This window comes from Gordonia sp. SGD-V-85 (assembly GCF_001456905.1).
Classification (GTDB): domain Bacteria; phylum Actinomycetota; class Actinomycetes; order Mycobacteriales; family Mycobacteriaceae; genus Gordonia; species Gordonia hongkongensis.
In genome coordinates this window covers 49,731-67,052 of record NZ_LNQO01000021.1, presented here as the reverse complement: position 1 = coordinate 67,052, position 17,322 = coordinate 49,731, and the positions used below count along the sequence as shown (strand labels likewise).

Genomic DNA, 17,322 nt, shown 5'->3' with positions numbered 1-17,322 from the left:
GAGCACCAACATGACGTCCCACCCCATCGTCACCGGTCTGCCGTCGACACACGGTGACAGTTACCAGCTCAACACCACCACCCTGCTGCGGCACTCCGCCCGGACCTACCCCGAGCAGGAGATCGTATTCCGCACCATCGACGGGGGCTGGGACCGCTACACCTACGCAGACATGTTCGAGCGGGTCGGGAAGTCAGCCCACGCGCTCACCGGGCTGGGGGCCGGCCCCGGAACGGTGGTGGGAATCCTGGATTGGAACTCCAAACGCCATATGGAGCTGTACTGGGCGATTCCCGGTATCGCATCGGTGATGCTGCAGATGAACCTGCGGCTCGCCCCGGTGGACCTGGCCTATGTCACCGACCACGCCGAAGCCTCGATCGTGCTGGTCGACGAGTCCCTGCTGCCCGTGGCCGAGGCGCTGGTCGAGCAGGGCGTCGGGGTGAAGACCTGGGTGGTCATGACGGACAAGCCACTCTCGGAGATCTCCACCACCCTGCCCGGGGTCGTCCACTGGGAAGACGCGCTGACGGCCGCGGAATCGACCTTCGACTGGCCGATGATCGACGAAACTTCGGCGTACAGCGCGTGCTACACCACCGGCACCACCGGCCGCCCCAAGGGCGTGTACTACTCCCATCGCGGGATCTACCTCCACACTCTTGCCGAGGCAGCGCAGTTGAAGATGGGCGACGACGACACCGTCATGGTCATCACCCCGATGTTCCACGGCCAGGGCTGGGGACTGCCGCAGTCGGCCATCTACTCGGCCGCCAAGGTCGTGCTGCCCGGACGGTATACGGCCGAGGACACCTCTGTGCTGGTTGACGCGATGATCTCCGAGTCCGTCACCGTAGCCAACGGTGCCCCCGCGATCTTCGAGCCGATGCTCGACTACATCCGCACACTCAAGACGCGCCCGGACTTCAGCCGCGCCCGTCTGCTGTCCGGGGCGACCGAACCGTCGCTCACGCTCATGCGCGGCTTCCATGACCTCACCGGCGCCGACATCATCCACGCCTACGGCGCCACGGAGACCACTCCGCTGGTCACCGTCAACGCAGGCCTGAAGCACACGCTGCGGGACGTGCTCAGTGAGAAGGAGAAGTGGGATCTCAAGCGGGCCCAGGGTCTGCTGGTCAACGGGATCGACATCAAGGTCGTCGGACCGGACGGAAGCGAACTACCCCACGACGGTGTCTCCCAGGGCGAGGTGCTCATGCGCGGCCCGTGGATCATCGAGCGCTACCACAAGATGGAAGACAAAGGCGGCGCGTTCGCCGATGGGTGGTGGCGCAGCGGCGATGCCGGCACGATCCGCCCCGACGGCTACCTCAAGCTGACCGACCGCATCAAGGACGTGGTCAAAAGCGGCGGCGAATGGATCTCCTCGATCGACATGGAAAACGCGATCGTCGCCCACCCACAGGTCCGCGAAGCCGCCGTGGTGGGGATCGAGCATCCCAAGTGGCAAGAGCGCCCGGTTGCGATCGTCGTCCAAGAAGACGGTGCCGATCTTGACGTCGACGACATCCACGCCGTGTTGGAAGACAAGTTCGCCAAGTGGCAACTGCCCGACATCGTCATCTTCGCCGACGCGCTGCCGCGCACCAGCGTCGGCAAGTTGGACAAAAAGACGCTACGCACCGACCACGCCGATCTCTACCGGGGAGCCGAGGAATGAACAACCGGAGCGGACACGATGATGTGGTGCGCAGCGAACGACGCGGAGCCGTCGCGATCCTGCGCATCAACCGACCCGAGGCCCGGAATGCACTGAACGCCGCGGTGTTCGCAGCCTTGAACGGGCACCTAGCCGAGCTGCGGACCGATGACTCCGTGCGCGCCATAGTTTTGGCCGGCGCGAGCGGCGTGTTCTGCGCTGGAGCAGACATCACCGCGTTCGACGCCCTGCGGGCCGATCCGTTGATCGGGCAGCGGCGGGCCTCCGGGGGGACTCTATGGGCCGACCTGGAGAACTTCCCCAAACCGGTGATCGCAGCCGTCGAGGGCCTGGCCCTGGGGGGCGGGCTCGAACTCGTCCTGGCCTGCGACACCAGCATCGTCGGCCAGGGTGCCCGCCTTGGATTACCCGAGGTCAAGCTCGGCGTCATCCCCGGCGGCGGCGGCACCCAACGACTCATCCGGGCGCTCGGCAAACCTCGCGCCATGGCACTGCTGCTCAGCGGCGACCTGGTCACCGGGACCGAGGCCGCCACCCTCGGCCTGGTGGGAAAGGTGGTCGACGACGACGAGGTCGTCGAACAGGCGATCGCCCTGGCGCAGCGGATCTCGGCTAATTCCCCGCTGGCCGTGGCCCTGGCCAAAGACGCCGCCCTGGCCGCGCAGACCGGGTCGATAGCCGCAGGGCTCGAGCACGAAAAGCGCAACTTCGTCTATTCACTCGCCTCAGACGACAGCCACGAGGGCCAGGCCGCCTTCGTGGCCAAGCGTTCGCCGAACTTCACCGGCCGCTGACCCGGCCCGACAAGGACAAGATCATGACCACCACCCTGTTCCCCGACCACCGCCCCACCTGGCAAACCGAGTCCCACGAGTTGCTACGGGACCACGCCCGCGCCTTCTTCGCCAGAGAAGTCACCCCCCGCCAGGCGGACTGGGCCCGGCAGGGCCACGTCGACCGCGAACTCTGGAACAGAGCCGGAGCGGCAGGCCTACTGCTCACCGACATCGCCGAAAAGGACGGCGGCGGGGGAGGCGACTTCGGCCACGAGGCTGTAGTGGCCCAGGAACTGGCGTACGCGCACGACAGCGCGTTCGGCTTCACCGTGCACTCCACGATCGCCAGCCACTACATCAACGCCTACGGGACCGAGGAGCAAAAGCGCCGCTGGCTACCCGGGCTCGCCTCCGGCGAGAAAGTGGTGGCCGTCGCCATGACCGAGCCTGGTACCGGCTCAGACCTGCAGAACGTCAAGACCACAGCCATCCGCGACGGCGACCACTACGTGGTCAACGGCGCCAAGACCTTCATCTCCAACGGCACCCACTGCGACTTGGTTGTCATCGTGGCCAAGACCGATCCAGCGGCCGGCGGCAAGGGCATCTCCCTACTAGTCGCCGAGGTCGACAATAACGTCGCGGGCTTCTCCCGCGGCGCCGTCCTCGAGAAGATCGGCATGCACGGATGGGACACCCGCGAACTCTTCTTTGACGACATGCGGGTACCGGTGGAGAACATCCTTGGCGAGGAGGGCTCCGGCTTCGCCGAACTCATGACCCAGTTGCCGCGGGAGCGACTCATCATCGGAGTCGCCGGCGTGGCGGTGGCCGAGGCCGCGGTGATCGAGACCATCCGGTACGTCAAAGAGCGCGATGCGTTCGGCAAGAAACTCCTGGACTTCCAGAACACCCAGTTCGTACTAGCCGAGTGCAAGGCCGAAGTCTACGCCGGCAAGGCGCTGATCGACGACGGCATCCGCCGCCAGATCGAGGGCACCCTGGACGCCGCCGGCGCCTCCATGATCAAAATGTGGGCCACCGACATGCAGTGCCGCGTGGTGGACAAGTGCCTACAGCTGTTCGGTGGCTACGGCTACATGATGGAATACCCCATCGCCCAGATGTACGCCGCCTCCCGCGTGCAGCGGATCTACGGCGGCACCAACGAGATCATGAAGCTGCTCGTAGCCAGGTCACTGTGAACGCCGCGCCCCCGAGTCCGTCCGTCTACGCCGAAGACTTCACCCCGGGCCAGATCCTCGAACTGGGCGATCACACCGTCTCCAAGTCCGAACTGGTCGACTTCGCCACCCGCTGGGACGCCCAGTGGTTTCACATCGATGAGGAAGCCGCTGATCAGGGACACTTCCGCGGACTCATCGCCAGCGGGGTACACACCATCGCCATCGCTCAACGGCTGCTCACACAAACAATGCTCAACCAATGGGCAGTGATCGCCGGGCTCGGATTCGACCGGGTACGGTTCCCGGTGCCCGTCCGACCCGGCAACGTTCTCACCGGAACCGCCCAAATTGCCGAGATCACTCTCGACGGAACACGCGGGCGAGTGAAGATAGAAATGCGGCTGACCGATCAGGACGACCACACCGTCCTCTACGCCGAACTGACCATCGTCATGTGGCAAAGAGAGCAGGCCACGACACCGTCCGGAGGCTTCAACTGACACACGGCAGGACGTCACCAGAAAGAGCCACGGTCCCGCCCTACATCGACGAAGCGACCTTCATCTCGTATCCGCAAGTCAGCGTGGGACGTGACGACCCCACCTCACGACGGTGGCTCAAGGTAGTCAAACCCCCGTCCCGGAACTTGTCAAGGTGATTGAGTCCAACGGGTGTTACGCGGCGGCCTGACCCGCCGCAGGTTCGGTGCCGTCGATTGCGGCAGGCTGGTTGATCCAGGCCTCGGTGGGCAGGTCCAGGATCTTCGGCCCTCGGTCTGTGGTTCCGAATCGTTCGGGGTGGGCGCGACGAGCCTCCGCGAGGACGTCGGAGCGCTCGGCCGCCTTCTGGGCAGCGAGCCCGAAGTGGACGTCTGCGGGGGTGTGCAGACCGATTCCACTGTGCCGGTGGTCGTGGTTGTACCAGGTCACGAACGTTTCCATGAATTGTCGGGCATGGTGGATCGACCCGAAGCGGTCCGGGAACGCCGGACCGTACTTGAGGGTCTTGAACAGCGATTCGGAGTACGGGTTGTCGTTGGAGACCTTCGGCCGCGAATGCGACCGGGTCACCTCCAAGTCGGCGAGCAGAGCGGCGACGGGTTTGCTGGTCATCGACGTCCCACGGTCGGCATGCACCACACTCGGAATGCCATGCACGGCAAAGATTTCCGACATGAACTCCACGGCAAGCGCACCGGATTCACGGGTTTGGACGTGCGCACCGACGATGTAGCGAGAGTAGATGTCGACCATCACGTAGGCGTCGAAGTAGACGCCCTTGACCGGGCCGGGGAGCTTCGTGATGTCCCAGGTGTAGACCTGCCGAGGCGCGTCGGCCACCAGTTCCGGGCACACCCGTGCGGGATGTCTCGCCTGCCTGCGGCGGTCGGTGACCTGCGTGTTCTCCCGCAGGATCCGGTACATCGTCGACACCGAACACAGGTAGGTGCCTTCGTCGAGGAGCTGGGCGTAGACCTCGAGCGGAGCCTGGTCGACGAACCGGTCGCAGTCGAGCAGCGTGAGCACCGCCTGACGTTCGTCCGGTGTGAGCTTGTTCGCGGGCACCTGCGCCGCCGCTGGCGCCGGCCGCGCCGGTGCCAGCGACCGTGCCTTGATCCTGGCGGCGGTTGACCGGGTCACCGACGTCAAGGTCGTCGCCGTCCTTGTGGTGACGCCGGCATCGGTGAGGGCGTGGTGGGCGGTCATCAGCGCTTGTTGTGCGGCTCGTCGGTGTCCGCGCTCTCGGAGAGAGATTCCAAGAGCGCGTGTGCTTTTCCCATGATGTCTAGGGCCGCTTCGGTGGTCGCGAGGCGCTTGGTGGTGCGGTCGAGCTCTCGGCGCAGGCGGGCGATCTCGGCCTGCTCGGCGGTGAGCTTGCCGATCTTCGCGCCGGCTGGTGCGCCGTCGAGGACGCCGGCGTCGCGTTGCTTGCGCCATTCGCTGATCAGCGACGAGTACAGGCCCTCGCGGCGCAGGTAGGCGCCGCCCTCGTTGCTCGCGCAGGCCTGCTCGTATGCGGCCAGGTGTGCGAGCTTGTCCGCCGGGGTGAAGGCGCGGCGTCGGCGCGGGCCGTCGGAGCGTGGCTGCAAGGAGTCCATGCGGGCATTGTCCCCGGACACGGCCAGGCTGGAAATCGTCATCGAAGAGTTGATCCGTATCTCGCCCTGCAGGCGGGGTTGCTGTGAACCGTTGGACTCAACTCACCCTGACACGCAGGGTCCGAGCGCGTCCGCTAGCTAGCGATCGATTTCGCGACACTCACAGAACCAGTCGTTTCCGCAGGGCAGCAGTGTCCGAAAACTCGTGTCGCCTTGCCACCCACATCGAGCACCGGTAACCAGACGTTATGACGTCACGACAGGCATCGGTTGCCAGCACATGGTGACGGTGGTGCCGTCGGGTCCGGTGGTGAGTGCGTGGGTGTCGCTCAGCGCGGTGATGAGTGCTAGTCCGCGGCCGCGGAAGCGCTCTGAGGGGCTGGGGTCCCAGGTGCCGGTGTCGGTGACGGTGATTTCGAGGGCGCCGTTGGGTCGGTGTCGGCTGTGCACGGTGACCGTTCCGGGTTCGGCGGAGTTCTTGTAGGCGTGTTCGGTGGCGTTGGCGACTGCTTCGTAGACGGCCAGGATGATGTCGCCGCGGCGTTCGGTGTCGGCGTCGACAGTGGCAGTCACCCAGAGGGTGAACAGTTCGCGCAGTGTGTGGGCGGCTTCGGCGGTGGCCGCGACCGAGCGTTTGAAGTCACCGGTGGAGTCGCCATCGAGGTGCTGTGATGAGTCCACGCCGCCGTGTCTACCCAGTCGGGGTGCCGGTCATTCCGGTGGGGTCGGTCATGGCGGTGACGGCGTGGGCGAGGGAGGGGTAGAGGACGATCGTCTGGTCCAGGCCCATGAGTGTCAGGGGCCGCGACGTCGCGGGTGTGGCGGCGACGACTCCGAACAGTCCGGTCGGTGCGATGGCCTCGTGCGCGGCGACGAGTGCGGCCATGCCGGCCGAGGCCAGGAAGTCGGTGGTGGTCAGGTCGATGATCAGGCCGCGCGGTTGACCGGTCAACGCGTTCGTCACTGCTTCGGACAGTTGTGGTGCGGTGAGCACGTCGATGCTGCCTTGGACGGTCAGGATCACCAGTTCTTCGTGCTGGGCGGAGACGATGGTCAGCAACGCACGGCCGGCGTTGTCTCCGCTGTCGTCGACGACCACCGCGTCAGGGTTGACCACGGCGTCAGGGTTGACCACGGCGTCAGGGTTGTTTGGCTGCACTGGTGACTCTCGCTTCCATCGAAGGGGGCCACACAGTTGGTGAGTGGCCACGGTCCCGACCGACGACATGACGACGGCTGCCTGCTGCACCGGCCTACCCATCTTGTCATGGTCGCCTGCCCGACATCGATGCGGTCGGGCGAGGACGTCAGGCGCCGCGGCCCTTCATCGGGTCTGTGCTGGAAGACCTCCCCTGACGGTCACACGACACCGCGTTCGAGATTGCGCATTCGATTGCGCGATTCGCATTCGAGCTGGTGGATCGTCGATTCGTCAAATCAGATGTGGTTGGGGATGTCGGAAACTCTTGCACTGTGCTGTCCGGGGCATGGTCGGCGACCTCGGGCAATCGGCTGTCGGTGTATTCGAGGAGCCGGTCGAACTGCTCGTGCACCGCGGTGGCGGTGGGCTGGTCATACACGCTGTGCAGCATCGCTTTTACCGCCGGCCACATGGACTTGGGGCACACTGCCATGAGGTTGGCGGCGTAGTGGGTGCGGCAGCGCTGCCATACCGCGCCGGGCAGGTTCGCTGCGATCGCCTCGATGAGCCCGGCATGAGCATCGGAGGTCACCAAGCGCACCCCGCCCAGGTCGCGGGCCACCAGGTCGGCGAAGAAGGTGTTCCACGATGCCCTGGTCTGGGCCCTACCCCCGGATCTTGGACACGGTGGGTGATTACGCAGCGGTTGGCAGCGTAGCGGCCCGGCGGGCCTCGTAGGTGGACGGGGACAGGTAGCCGCACCAGGAGTGACGGCGGCGGGTGTTGTAGCGGACGAGCCAGCGGAAGACCTCGCGGCGGCAGGTGGCCTCGTCGGGCCGGCAGGCGGCGTCTTGGAGGACCTCGCGCTTGATGGTGGCGTTGAACGACTCGGCCAGAGCGTTGTCGGCCGAGGAGCCGACGGCTCCCATGGACTGGGTCACGCCGAGCTGCTTGCAGAGCTTGGCGTAGTCCTTGCTGGTGTAGACCGACCCGTGGTCGGAGTGGAAGATCGCGCCCTTGAGGCTGCCCCGGGTGGCGGCGGCTGCCTTGAGGGCGTCCTCGACGAGCTCGGTACGCATGTGGTCGGCGACCGCCCACCCGGCCAGCCGGCGTGAGTAGCAGTCGATCACGGTGGCCAGATACAGGTTCGTCCCGTCCCCGATCGGCAGGTAGGTGATGTCCCCGACATAGCGTTCGTTGACCGCCTTCGCGGTGAAGTCCCGCTTGAGCAGGTCGGGGACCTTCTGCCCCGACGGCTCGGGGATCGTGGTCCGCACCCTCCGCTTCTTCACGTAGCCACGGATTCCCTCGGCCCGCATTACCCGCGCGACGCGCTTGTGGTTCACGCGCTCGCCGGCAGGGGCGCCGTCGTTGAGCTCGGCAGTGATCCGGGGCGCGCCGCAGGTCTTGTCCTGCTGGTGTGCGGACCTGATCCGTTCAGCCAGCGCCGCGTCCGCGACCGCCCTGGCCTCACGCCCGGGAGCGGCCTTGACCCACGCGTAGTAGGAAGAGCGCTCGATCTCGACGAGCTCACACAGTCGCTTCACCTCGAAGGTGGTGGAGTTGTCGGCAACGAACTGGAAGCGACTCACCAGTTCGTCTCCCCGGCGAAATACTTGGCCGCCCGCTGGAGGATCTCGCGCTCGGTGGAGAGCTTGGTGGTCTCGACCTCGAGCTCACGCACCCGCGCCCGGAGCCGGGCCAGCTCCTGCTCGGGCGTCTCCGGTCCGTCCGGCGGCGGTGGCCCGCCCGGACTCGCGAGACGCGGGATCGTGGTGCCGTCGGGTGCGGTCTTCTTGCCCGTGCCGTACTGGCCCACCCAGTGCTTCAGGGTGCCCCGCGCGACCCCCAAATCGGTGGCGATGCCCTTCAGCGTCGCGCCCGGGGTGGACTCGTACAAGTCGACGGCCTGACGACGGAACTCTTCGGAGTAGTTCTTCCTGGCCATGGTTCTCCGATCATCTCGCTTCCCCAGCACCAAGTGCTGGATTCAGCGTGTCCAAGAACCGGGGTCAGGCCCCTCTCACTGGTGGCCACCTGCATGCCCAACACCTCGCGGTCGATGGCTTGCGGATGGAGGGCTTCGCACTAATTGTGCCGGTGGCCTCTGACAGGTGTCAGTGGTCGATGTAGAGGCGTGCTGCATGCTGCTTGGCAGTGTCGCGGCGTCCTTCAGCGGCGCGGAGCGCATCGCGGAGAGATGCCAGTGCTTCGGTGATGCCGGCGATGGCTTCGGCGGGAGTGGTGGGAGCCCCAAGGGTGTCGGTGGCGAGGTCGTCGCGTTGGGCGAGGTCGCGGTAGCTGCGCTCGATGTCGAGGACCTGGCGTTGCAGGGCGTTGATGGGGTCGTAGAGCGCGTCGATGGCGTGGTCGAGTGTCCGGCCGGAGTCGTTCACGATGCTCCTCATGGTGTCAGGGACGTGTTGTGGCGCTGTGGGTTAGGTGCGGTAGGCGTGGGCTCGGTGGTCGATCTTGACGATGACGATGGTGTGGTTGGGATCGTCGATGCGCAGCAGGATGCGGTAGTCGCCGCGGCGTGCGCTGTGAAGGCCTTCGAGGTCGTCGCGTAGCGGTTTGCTGAGGCGGTGCGGGTTGCCGGCGAGGGGCCCGGAGATGAACTCGATGACAGCGTGGACGATCCGGGATGGAAGGCGTTGCAGATCGCGGCGTGCGGGGGATGCGACCTCGACGCGGTACTCATCGGCCGAGTCCGTGGGGTTGTCGCTCACTGGGGCGGCATGCCGTGTTCGGCGCGCAGGTCCTCGAGGGAGACGGTTTGACCGGCGGCGTACTCGACGTCGGCGGCCGCGACAGCTTCGCGGATGCCGGCACGTGAGAGCCAGTAGATCGTTTCGTGCAGCGATTCGAGGTCGTCAGCCGACATGAGCACCGCGGCGGGTTTGCCGTGTTTGGTGATCGTGATGATGTCGTGCGTGCTCTCGGCGCTGTCGATGAGCGCGGAGAGCTTGTCCTTGGCTTCGCCGAGAGGCACCGTCGTCATGCCTCCAGCCTAGCCGATAAACTGGCCAGAAACTAGCCATACTGTTAGCCGATAATTTATCTTATGTCAGGTAAACCTGACGTCGGGTAACTCAGGCGTCTGGCTGTCCTGACATGACGGGTCTACCCTATCTGCATGGGCTGGATGCACGAGAGCGACACACACTTCCACGAGGCGGGTTTGGTGGCGTTCTTCGAGGACGGGGCCGAGAGCCACGGGTCGACCATGATTGACGGCGTGGACTACGAGATCGTCGAGACCGGCCGACACCCGGACGAGGATCGCCGGAGGCCGTCGGCCGAGATCGTCGGCTGGGTGTTGAGCTGCGATTGCGCCAGCCGATCCAGTTCCGAGGTGTCGACCTGGACCGATCCGGTCCAGTGGACACGGGTGCCCTCAGCGTCCCTCGAGGACCTTGCCCGCCACCACGTGTTCGCCCCAGACACCGACCTCGACGTCAACGTGCGGCCCGAGGTCGCGGCGGCCGCCCAAGCAGTGTGGCGGCGTGAGCATCTCGAACCGATCGACATCGACGACGAGATCCGGGCGGCCGTGGATGCCCGCAGGGACGCCGACGCGCAACTCGACGCCGCGGTGGCCAAGGCCCGCCGGCTGGGTCGCTCGTGGGCCGACATCGGCGCGGCCACCGGCATGACCCGACAATCAGCCAACGGGCGCTGGAAAGACCGCACGTGAGTGTCTCGGTCGAGATTGTTGAAGACTCACTGACAAGTGGCCCGCAACGATGTTGATCGAGGCACCAGTTACACACCCACAGGTCTCACTCGCGACCTTTACCACAACAAATGGGGCTTCTGATGTCAGCCAACCACTCATGTCGAGCAGCCATCTCTTTCGCTGCCGCGGTGGCCGTCCTCGGCCTCGCCGGGTGCGGCCAGACGGAGGTCAACCAAGGCATCCCGCCCACCGAGCCCGCGACCGCAACTTCCACCGTTGAGGCTGACTCAGTGACCGACACCACCGACCTGCGCAATCTCATGGCAAACTCCACCCACGTCTTCACCGGGCGTGTGGAGTCTGGCGCCGGCACCAAAGCTCTGAGCCCGATTCCCGAGACCCAGTACAGCGTGCTCACCGCCACCTCGCTCAAAGGTGAGGTCCCCCAGAGCGTGACCGTCAACCAGCAGGGCGGCACCAAAGACGGCGTCTACATTTCCGTCGACGGAGACAGTCCACTCAAGGTCGGGCAGTGGTACTTGTTCGCGACCCGCTTCCTCAAGTCCGAACAGTGGTACACCGTCGTGCCCGTATATGGCCACAAGCCCATCACCGAGCAGCAGGCACGCGATAGGACATCCGCGCCATTAGCGGCCGCGGATTCCGCCCTGCGCGCCAATCCGCAGAACACGCTCGCCCCGCCCGACCCGCCCAGTCCGTCGCTGACGTTCCCCATCCCACAACCAGGCGACCAGAACCCGCCGCCCCCCTCCACACCGCGACCACGCTGAAACGGCTGAACATGTCGAGTCGTCCCGCCTAAACCGCCCCGAAACAGGCCATGACGCACCGTTACGCGAGCACTTGGCTATTCCACCGCCCGTGGCAGTGCCTACGATCGACGGGGTGCCTGCGCCATATCCGCGAGGTGTGTACCCGCCGCTTCCCGGTGGTCGGCCAGACCTTATGTCAGCGTCCCGCCCAGGTGAAATGCGGAGTGCTCGAGACGCCCGAGTGGCGGATCACGCCGAACCACGAAGGCGAACGGGTCAACTCCCAACGCTGGATGGACGGCGACTTCGGTGGCCCGCTCGGCATCATCGAGAACGAACTCCGCCCCCGCGTCTACCCGTCGTACCTGCGCAACGACTGGGCCAAGGACTGGGGCATGCTCCAGAGCCTGACCCCGATACTCCCGAAGACCGACGCCGAACTGACCATCACCACCGACACCCAGAACGGGAACTGGACACCGGGACCCATGCGCGCTGCCACGAACGGACGTCTGCTTCTTAGCCCACACATCACAGACCGGCCACCTCGCGCCTCGTCGTAGCTCAGCTTCGTCACGGCCCTTCGATCCACCATCCCTGAGGTCAGGCCCCACATGTAGTAGCTGACACCGATTGTGACCCCAAGATCAGCGTGTCTTGAAGGAAATGAACAGCAGATTCGAGATACTGGCAGTACTTACAGGAAGGAATGGCCATGACCAACAAGCGGATCGTTCAGCAGCGTGATGACGGCAACTGGGAAGTCAAACGACCGGGTTCTGACCGCGCCAGTGCGGTGACACCGACGCAGGATGCTGGCATCGATAGGGCTCGACAGATCCTGAAGAACGACGGTGGAGGTGAGCTACAAGTGCGAGGCGTCAACGGTCAGATCCGGGCGCAGGACACCGTAGCGCCCGGTAACGATCCTCGGTCGTCGCGCGGCTAGTCAGCGCTCGCACGCACAGGCACGGCGGCAACAGGACGAGGCATGGTGAGCATGACGAGTGGAGACGCAGGCGTCGGCGAACAGACCTCGCAGTTCGTGCCCCAATCCCGGATCGCCTCGGAGCTAAGGGAACTTCCGCCGCGCAAACGCGCCCTGCTTGGCATTGACAATTGGGTGCTTGATCTCGTTGATGCAGTAGTACGCACAACCTTCGTACTTACTGCCGAGGACTCGCGGCCTCTGGACGAACGTCTCGATACTGTGCGCGCGTTCTTTGCCCCTCTTGATGGGGCTATGCCGTCAGTCCTCGCGGACCAGATTGATGACATGCCTGCGAAGCTGGAACAGCTCTCCGCGGAAGGTCTACCGCGCTGGGCAAAAAGACTCACTCGAGACGGCCACTGGAAACGGTTCGCCGAACGGCTAGTTGGACCGAAGAGCTATGCCCGGCTCGGTGTGGCGCTCCGGGAGGACAGCACTGTCGTCGCCCACGGTTTACGCGGCCTCGTCAGGATGATCCGCCCGTACGCGGCGGCTTTTGACGACCTCGTCCAGGTTCTCGGTCCTGACCAGATGGCTGCGCTTCGGGATCTTCCCGGCGGCCTAGTCGCCTCGGCACTTCGCTTCGTGGTGCAACTGGACAGTTTCTTGGAGGATCTTGTTGCATCCGACTTCGACTGGTCACTCCTTAGCGCGTTCGGATCAGCCGGCGGTGACGAACCGGCCGATCTCGACGAGATCCTCGAGCAGGTTCGCCCTCTGATATCAGGGACCTTGCAGGCCCAGCTGGCCGAACTCAACACACGGCTCGTACGCAAGCTTCGCGGAGCCCGAACTGCTTTGGAAGTGTCCGACGATGGCGTGTCGCAGGCCGCCAATTCCCTGGTCGAGCTGATTGACTGGCTGCTGCGATCGGCGTTCGAGGACGACGAGGTGCTGCGGTGGCTCGATCAGACCGGCCTCGAGAACGAGTGGTACACCGATCCTCAGTCGGGGAAGCAAAGACCCACCAAGAAGGGGCAGGCTCTGTGTTTCGTTCACGGCGGGGCCGACCTCAAGCCTGACGGCCACACCGCACTTCATGAGGCCGTCGCTATCGCTATCGTCACAGCCCGCCGCGGACTTCAGAAGCTCAAGCACGCCGACACTGGCGACGACACCGAGAAGGTCCTCGTTGCGCAGTACCACCATGCAGTCGAGGGGTTTCTGACGGTCGCGATACGACTCACCTGGGCAGCTTTACCGCAGGAGGACATCGATCGCCTGCGGACACGTCTTGCCGCCTAATCTGAACTCGGGCCTTCGACGCAGTTATGTCATCCAAAGGACGACTTGCACTCTACCGCAATCGGTTTCGAGCGCCGGTAACAGATATTATGTCAGGTTACCGACGAAAATGGCTCTCCTGGCGGTGATTTCGGCGTCTGGTCTGGTCCGCCCTTGTCGAATGGTCGGGCGCGCTCACACTCACGCGCAGCAACCCGGCTGCCCTTAGAACGGCGTCGTGACTCCCACCATCGACTGTCATTCAGGCGGACTGAGTCGGCGGATCAGCGGGAGCTGGTTGGGGCGGCGGAGCGGGCCGACGTTCCCAGGCCGAGCATGTTCGAGGTGGTCTCGTGCTGGCCAGCAAGCAGGCTCGCGTTCGGTTCGGCTCAGGTGGTCTTGATTGTGCCGCCGTCGATGACGTAGTCGGAGCCGGTGATGTTGCCGGCCACTTCCGATAGGAGGAATACGATCACGGCGGCTATCTCGCGCGGCTCAGCCATTCGGCCGGTCGCGATGTTCTGCTGCGCGGCTACCTCTGCGGCGATATCGGAGAGACCCGTCTTTGTGGCGGCGGCACGTTGAGCGACGGGTCCGTTGGGGTCCTGATAGACGAAGGTGCGGACCGCTCCGGGGGAGACGGTATTGATCCTACGAGCGATCGACGTCAACCATCAGCGGGGTGACGGCGTCATTGGTTACGGCTTGCAGCCCGCTGTGGGTGAGGCGGACCTTACTGTTGACCACGACGGTTCTGCGGTCGCGAGCCCACCCCCAGGCATCGTCGAGGGTGCCTGCGGATACGTTGACAGTGACGGTTGCGGGCTTGTGGTTGCGGATAACTTCGACAGTCACCGATCCGGTGTCGGCATCGTGGTCGCGCTGCACGCCGAGAATCGGTCCGACGAACTGCTGCTCTACTCGCGGGACGGCGTGCGCCTTGAGCCGCTGGGCGACTTTGCCAACCCGCTCGCTGGCCGCGGCCGGGATGCTGATGCTGTTGGCCACCTTGGGCGCAGGCCCACCGCCCGGCGCCCAATCGAACTCGGCGCTGAACTCTGCGACAGATTCCTGAACCAGGATTCGGTGCAGCGCGCTGGCGAACTGACTGCTCACCCCAGAGCGAACTAGCTCGGCGTCGATGCTCCCGCGCGGCTCCCGTTCCGGCTGGATCACGACTGCATCAATGGTGACTAAGGCCTCTGCAAACGTGCGCATCACGCGGCGCTGGGCCGGTTCCGGCGGTTCGCTGATCTCCATTCCTTGGAACGCTTCTTCAGCGGTCTGCTCAGTGACCGGCGCGGCAATCGGCAGGAGTATGGGGATGATGTACGAGCCCTCACGGGTATGTCCCATCCGCGCCGACGCGACGAGCTCGTCGCCGACCTTGCTGTAGTTGCGGATCCGTGCACGCTGCCCAAGTGAGGTAGTTGCGGTCGAGCGCAGCATCGTCCAGCCCGACTGCACAAGTACAGATCCGGCCAGGTACGAGATGCTCCCGCGAATGGCGATGTCGTTGGCCGCTCTCAGCTCGACCACGTCGGTCGACTGGCGCTCGATCTCGCGGACAACCTCCTCAACGGGGACGACTCGGACCTGGGCAATGCGTTCGACGACCATGTTCCAGTCGACGCTTTCTCGGGACAGGTCATTAGGGACGGGCAGCAGGAACTGCGAGGAAGGGTCGAGCCACAGTCCGCCTCTGTCGCCGACCTGTTCAGGGGGCAGCCACCCCGTCGAGGACAGGTAGGAGGCGGTGAGATCGTGGAGCGTCGTAGTCATGCGATCGCCGCCCTTCCCCATGCCACCGGGTCATCGAACGCCTCAGCCCACAGGGCAAACGTGTCCGCGGTGAGCTGATTGTGCCGTGGGAGTCCGACACTCTTCCCACTCACATGGTTGACCTGCGCCCACAACGCCTTGGCGTGAACCACTGTCTGGAGGTTTTCGTGGCCGATCCAGTCGGGCGGCGGCGCTTTCTCCAGGTGGACGTACACCAGATATACGGGAAGCGCATTGGCGGCCCACTTCGTCTTCCAGTCCTCGTTGACCGGAACGGTGATGCTCCCATCTTTGTTGCGGGCCTTAGTGCCGGCCTTGACCTGAACGACGCAGGCGCCGGACGGAAAGTTTACGAAGACGTCCACAGCGAGGTGATCCTCGCCTCCGGAGGTCTCGCTGTGAGCTACGCCGGCCTGAGCTAGGAGCGAGCGAACGTAGAAGACGCCGAACCGACCGATCTGATCTGTGAGCGGGAGGGAGGCGGCTTCAGCCATCCTAAGAGATTAAGGGGCGAAAGCGCCGATAGCGCGCATTCGCCGTGAGACGAGTACTCCGAGTCGTGTCGTGCATCCGCTACACACGGTCAGGCAAGACGACTGGGGCCTTTCGGGGTGGCAACGGTGAACCGGGGCTGCGTTCCAATCCCATCGCGTCGCTAATTGCGTCGTCCGCCATGCGGTCAAGGACCCGGAATCGATGTGCAAGGTCGGCTAGAGCATCGTCAGACCAACTGGCGGTCACCTCGAACGAGGGCTCCGTAACTTTGCTGCGAAGCATCGCCAGCCGCATCCCGTTTCCTTCGAGGAACAGTCCGTGCACCACACGGTTGCGATGAGGGAGCAGTTCGCGCAGTCCGTCGGAGATTGGACACAACTCGTCGTCGCCGATCGCCTCTAGCGCCTCTGCCAATGAGGTGCCACTGCGCCACCAGCGTTTGTCGGAAGCTTCTATTCCGGTACGTAGAACCACCAGCTCGGCGATCGAGTCCTCGGCGTCAGCGGCCTCCAAGACGACGTATCCGACAGCTTCTGCTAGCTCGCGCGAAAATACGCTCTTCGAAGAGTCATCGGTCATGAAGTCAGTCTCGCACTAGGCCACAGGCCGTTCAGCTCGGACAGTTGCTTCTGGAAGACAGCGAGTACCGAACGAAGTACGGCTAAAATCTCGCCCCCCCACCCACACCAGTAAGGTTCCGAAAATGCAGTAACCCCGGTGGTGTGCCGTGGCAGGGACCGATCCGGGGTCTTCGGTCTAGATGCTAGCAAACCCACTTACAGAATGGGAGTCATCGCGTGGTGACCACTCCTCAGCACCTGGAAGGGTGGTTCTCGGCTGCCCGCCTGACCACCTATTCAGGCCACCCTGACCCTGTGGCGTTCTACTCCTGGAACTCTCGGCTGTCCGCAGCATACTTCGAGGTCATCGGCCACACCGAGGTCTTGCTGCGGAACCGTATCGCGGCCTCGCTCCGATCTTCATCCAGCGGCCAGCCCTGGTACCTCAACCCCAGGTACAACTTCAGCGCGAAGACCACCAAGCAGATAATGGATGCGCGAGACCTCCTGGCAAGCAAGCGACGCCCAGAGACGGCTGGCGGTGTCGTAGCCGAGCTGAGCTTCGGCTTCTGGCGCTTTCTTCTCTCTCGTCGGCATGCGCCCAACGTGTGGGTCGACCTGTGCGCGGCCGGGCTGCCTCACTTTCCGCATGGCACCAATCGAGCAGCTTTCGCGAAGCCCGTCGAGCGAATCCACAAGCTCCGTAATCGCATTGCCCACCTGGAACCTCTTGTCGACACCAGCGCCGCAATCGAGGCCCAGCGACTCGACCGCTACGACTCTGACCTAGACATTCTCGCTCGGTGGATCGACCCAGACGCCGCCGATTGGATCAGTTCCGTATCTCGAGTTGCCAGCGTGCGCAGCGCCCGCCCGTAGCAGTCCGTCTTCACATCAACTCGCCACTTGAAAAGCAACTGATCGGTGCGTCC

At 64.6% G+C, this 17,322-nt stretch carries 20 protein-coding genes and 2 pseudogenes; 10 read left to right on the top strand and 12 right to left on the bottom strand.

Features of this window, described 5'->3' with window-relative positions; genetic code table 11:
* Positions 1-10 precede the first annotated feature (10 nt).
* From AS181_RS20045 to AS181_RS20030, 4 genes are read left to right on the top strand one after another with little or no spacing between them, the layout of a single operon-like run.
* Positions 11-1,684, top strand: coding sequence for a long-chain-fatty-acid--CoA ligase (locus AS181_RS20045; RefSeq protein ID WP_058253279.1), 1,674 nt, complete (start codon positions 11-13; stop codon positions 1,682-1,684).
* Positions 1,681-2,478: an enoyl-CoA hydratase/isomerase family protein gene (locus AS181_RS20040; protein ID WP_008382197.1), complete on the top strand. Its 798-nt coding sequence runs from the start codon at positions 1,681-1,683 to the stop codon at positions 2,476-2,478. The genes AS181_RS20045 and AS181_RS20040 overlap by 4 nt, the downstream gene beginning before the upstream one ends.
* A 23-nt stretch (positions 2,479-2,501) precedes the next feature.
* On the top strand, positions 2,502-3,665 hold the full coding sequence (locus tag AS181_RS20035; RefSeq protein WP_006897080.1) for an acyl-CoA dehydrogenase family protein: 1,164 nt from the start codon (positions 2,502-2,504) through the stop codon (positions 3,663-3,665).
* Positions 3,662-4,147: a MaoC/PaaZ C-terminal domain-containing protein gene (locus AS181_RS20030; RefSeq protein ID WP_006897079.1), complete on the top strand. Its 486-nt coding sequence runs from the start codon at positions 3,662-3,664 to the stop codon at positions 4,145-4,147. Before AS181_RS20035 ends, AS181_RS20030 begins: the two co-directional genes overlap by 4 nt.
* Positions 4,148-4,321: 174 nt before the next feature.
* On the opposite strand, the gene AS181_RS20025 is transcribed toward AS181_RS20030, so the two are convergent.
* From AS181_RS20025 to AS181_RS19980, 8 genes and pseudogenes are all read right to left on the bottom strand, one after another.
* A protein-coding gene (locus tag AS181_RS20025) for an IS3 family transposase (RefSeq protein WP_375295706.1) occupies positions 4,322-5,787 on the bottom strand; the annotation gives its coding sequence in 2 pieces (ribosomal slippage) (positions 4,322-5,418 and positions 5,418-5,787; 1,467 coding nt in all).
* Positions 5,788-5,991: 204 nt separating this feature from the next.
* Entirely contained in the window at positions 5,992-6,426 is a 435-nt protein-coding gene (locus AS181_RS20015) for an ATP-binding protein (protein WP_020171227.1), read from the bottom strand.
* 10 nt (positions 6,427-6,436) lie between these two features.
* Positions 6,437-6,880, bottom strand: a complete 444-nt coding sequence (locus AS181_RS20010) for an STAS domain-containing protein (RefSeq protein ID WP_026920107.1) — start codon at positions 6,878-6,880, stop codon at positions 6,437-6,439.
* Between the two features lie 340 nt (positions 6,881-7,220).
* Positions 7,221-7,538 (bottom strand): annotated as a pseudogene (locus AS181_RS25780) (transposase); the annotation flags it as partial.
* A 43-nt stretch (positions 7,539-7,581) separates the two neighbouring features.
* Positions 7,582-8,834 (bottom strand): IS3 family transposase gene (locus tag AS181_RS20000; protein ID WP_091344449.1). Its coding sequence is split into 2 segments (ribosomal slippage): positions 7,582-8,495 and positions 8,495-8,834, totalling 1,254 coding nucleotides; the frame shifts between segments, so codons are not numbered across the junction.
* A gap of 169 nt (positions 8,835-9,003) precedes the next feature.
* Complete coding sequence (locus AS181_RS19990; protein WP_026920106.1) at positions 9,004-9,282, bottom strand: hypothetical protein; 279 nt, start codon at positions 9,280-9,282, stop codon at positions 9,004-9,006.
* 42 nt (positions 9,283-9,324) lie between these two features.
* Positions 9,325-9,615 carry a type II toxin-antitoxin system RelE family toxin gene (locus AS181_RS19985; RefSeq protein WP_005203789.1) on the bottom strand — a complete coding sequence of 97 codons (291 nt, stop codon included), beginning with the start codon at positions 9,613-9,615 and terminating at the stop codon, positions 9,325-9,327.
* Positions 9,612-9,887 carry a type II toxin-antitoxin system Phd/YefM family antitoxin gene (locus AS181_RS19980; protein ID WP_005203787.1) on the bottom strand — a complete coding sequence of 92 codons (276 nt, stop codon included), beginning with the start codon at positions 9,885-9,887 and terminating at the stop codon, positions 9,612-9,614. Before AS181_RS19980 ends, AS181_RS19985 begins: the two co-directional genes overlap by 4 nt.
* A 135-nt stretch (positions 9,888-10,022) precedes the next feature.
* On the opposite strand from AS181_RS19980, the gene AS181_RS25210 reads away from it, so the two are divergent.
* From AS181_RS25210 to AS181_RS19955, 5 genes and pseudogenes are all read left to right on the top strand, one after another.
* Positions 10,023-10,583 (top strand): hypothetical protein, encoded by a 561-nt coding sequence (locus AS181_RS25210; RefSeq protein ID WP_175404364.1) that lies wholly within the window; start codon positions 10,023-10,025, stop codon positions 10,581-10,583.
* A 272-nt stretch (positions 10,584-10,855) separates the two neighbouring features.
* A complete protein-coding gene (locus AS181_RS19970) occupies positions 10,856-11,356 on the top strand; it encodes a hypothetical protein (RefSeq protein ID WP_231742582.1) in 501 nt (166 codons plus the stop codon).
* A gap of 176 nt (positions 11,357-11,532) precedes the next feature.
* Positions 11,533-11,901 (top strand): annotated as a pseudogene (locus tag AS181_RS19965) (arabinosyltransferase C-terminal domain-containing protein); the annotation flags it as partial.
* 152 nt (positions 11,902-12,053) lie between these two features.
* On the top strand, positions 12,054-12,287 hold the full coding sequence (locus AS181_RS19960; protein WP_231742581.1) for a DUF2188 domain-containing protein: 234 nt from the start codon (positions 12,054-12,056) through the stop codon (positions 12,285-12,287).
* A 42-nt stretch (positions 12,288-12,329) separates the two neighbouring features.
* Entirely contained in the window at positions 12,330-13,574 is a 1,245-nt protein-coding gene (locus AS181_RS19955) for a hypothetical protein (RefSeq protein ID WP_058253275.1), read from the top strand.
* A 368-nt stretch (positions 13,575-13,942) separates the two neighbouring features.
* On the opposite strand, the gene AS181_RS19950 is transcribed toward AS181_RS19955, so the two are convergent.
* The 4 genes from AS181_RS19950 to AS181_RS19935 form a co-directional block, all read right to left on the bottom strand.
* Entirely contained in the window at positions 13,943-14,224 is a 282-nt protein-coding gene (locus AS181_RS19950; RefSeq protein ID WP_058253274.1) for an SDR family oxidoreductase, read from the bottom strand.
* A complete protein-coding gene (locus tag AS181_RS19945; protein WP_139114239.1) occupies positions 14,205-15,335 on the bottom strand; it encodes a hypothetical protein in 1,131 nt (376 codons plus the stop codon). The genes AS181_RS19950 and AS181_RS19945 overlap by 20 nt, the downstream gene beginning before the upstream one ends.
* Positions 15,332-15,829, bottom strand: coding sequence for a DUF4365 domain-containing protein (locus AS181_RS19940; RefSeq protein WP_058253272.1), 498 nt, complete (start codon positions 15,827-15,829; stop codon positions 15,332-15,334). The genes AS181_RS19945 and AS181_RS19940 overlap by 4 nt, the downstream gene beginning before the upstream one ends.
* A gap of 79 nt (positions 15,830-15,908) precedes the next feature.
* Positions 15,909-16,409, bottom strand: coding sequence for a hypothetical protein (locus AS181_RS19935; RefSeq protein WP_058253271.1), 501 nt, complete (start codon positions 16,407-16,409; stop codon positions 15,909-15,911).
* A gap of 221 nt (positions 16,410-16,630) precedes the next feature.
* Here AS181_RS19935 and AS181_RS19930 point away from each other — a divergent pair, with 221 nt between their 5' ends.
* The gene (locus tag AS181_RS19930; RefSeq protein WP_166501780.1) at positions 16,631-17,269 is read left to right on the top strand and encodes an Abi family protein; all 639 of its coding nucleotides are present in this window, start codon (positions 16,631-16,633) and stop codon (positions 17,267-17,269) included.
* The last annotated feature ends 53 nt before the right edge of the window (positions 17,270-17,322 follow it).

Bases quoted from the DNA above. Each gene is read 5' to 3' on its own strand.
- AS181_RS20045 (WP_058253279.1), top strand. From the start codon at position 11: ATGACGTCCCACCCCATCGTCACCGGTCTGCCGTCGACACACGGTGAC.
- AS181_RS20040 (WP_008382197.1), top strand. From the start codon at position 1,681: ATGAACAACCGGAGCGGACACGATGATGTGGTGCGCAGCGAACGACGC.
- AS181_RS20035 (WP_006897080.1), top strand. From the start codon at position 2,502: ATGACCACCACCCTGTTCCCCGACCACCGCCCCACCTGGCAAACCGAG.
- AS181_RS19980 (WP_005203787.1), bottom strand. From the start codon at position 9,887: ATGACGACGGTGCCTCTCGGCGAAGCCAAGGACAAGCTCTCCGCGCTC.
- AS181_RS25210 (WP_175404364.1), top strand. From the start codon at position 10,023: ATGGGCTGGATGCACGAGAGCGACACACACTTCCACGAGGCGGGTTTG.
- AS181_RS19960 (WP_231742581.1), top strand. From the start codon at position 12,054: ATGACCAACAAGCGGATCGTTCAGCAGCGTGATGACGGCAACTGGGAA.
- AS181_RS19955 (WP_058253275.1), top strand. From the start codon at position 12,330: ATGGTGAGCATGACGAGTGGAGACGCAGGCGTCGGCGAACAGACCTCG.
- AS181_RS19945 (WP_139114239.1), bottom strand. From the start codon at position 15,335: ATGACTACGACGCTCCACGATCTCACCGCCTCCTACCTGTCCTCGACG.
- AS181_RS19940 (WP_058253272.1), bottom strand. From the start codon at position 15,829: ATGGCTGAAGCCGCCTCCCTCCCGCTCACAGATCAGATCGGTCGGTTC.
- AS181_RS19935 (WP_058253271.1), bottom strand. From the start codon at position 16,409: ATGACCGATGACTCTTCGAAGAGCGTATTTTCGCGCGAGCTAGCAGAA.